Annotated in this window: 1 pseudogene; it reads left to right on the top strand. The window is 50.6% G+C overall.

Going from position 1 to position 1,022, the window contains the following annotated elements:
* Positions 1 to 162: 162 nt before the first annotated feature.
* Positions 163 to 882: pseudogene (codB, locus tag QZ506_RS17840) on the top strand (cytosine permease); the annotation flags it as partial.
* Between the last annotated feature and the right edge of the window lie 140 nt (positions 883 to 1,022).

The raw sequence follows: 1,022 nt of genomic DNA, 5'->3' as shown, positions 1-1,022 counted from the left end.
CGCTGCTTGAGGGCCTTGTTATAAGAGGGCCAGTTGGTGATTTTAAAATTTTGTTTTGCCATGGAGACCTGATTTTGAAACAACTGTGGTGATCTGCTCCGATGATTACCCAAAAGTTCTATTTATTCAACAAAGCCCCCAAAAGTTCTATTTATTCAACAAAGCCTCTCCATGGTGTTGTTCAGCTTTACCTTTTTTACCGGCACCATGTTTGCTGGCGGAAAAATCTGCGTCGCATTCAATATCGTCGATATGCTGTGGGTGGCAATTATCGGTAATGTCTTGCTGGCCACTTATGCTGCCGCACTGGCACTGATCGCCGCGCGCAGCAGCCTGAACTCGGTGCTGATGTGCCGTTTTTGCTTCGGAGAACATGGCAGCAAACTCTCTGATTTTCTGCTCTGTTTTGCCGAACTGGGTTGGTATGCCTGGGGAACCGCCACCGTAGCGATTGCGCTGGTCAAGCTGCTGGCGCTGCCAAAGAGCGTAACATCGCTATTGATGGTGCTGTTGGGCCTCTGCTTATGCCTTACCGCCATCGTCGGCTACAAAGGGCTGGATGCGCTGTCACGCATCTCGGTACCACTGATGTTTGTGATGCTGATTCTCTCCATGTGGATTGCCACACATGACGTCGGCGGCTGGCAAGGACTGGCGAAAATGGTACCAGACCAAACCATGAGCTTTTTCGCCGCTATCACCATGGTGTTCGGCACCTTCGCCAGTGGTGCAACGCAGGCCACCAACTGGACACGCCTGGCAAGCAGCGGCCGCATCGCCGTCAGCGCCAGCTTTATCAGTTTTCTCGGCGGCAACGGGCTGATGATTATTTCCGGCGCTTACTGCGCCATCGTCTACAAACAGGCCGATATTGTTGCCGTAATGGGCTTTGTTGAATAAATAGAACTTTTGGGTAATCATCGGAGCAGATCACCACAGTTGTTTCAAAATCAGGTCTCCATGGCAAAACAAAATTTTAAAATCACCAACTGGCCCTCTTATAACAAGGCCCTCAAGCAGCG

It is taken from the genome of Candidatus Symbiopectobacterium sp. (assembly GCF_020054415.1).
GTDB lineage: Bacteria > Pseudomonadota > Gammaproteobacteria > Enterobacterales > Enterobacteriaceae > Symbiopectobacterium.
Note: the sequence above shows the minus strand (reverse complement) of the source record. Positions and strands in the feature narration are given on the sequence as shown.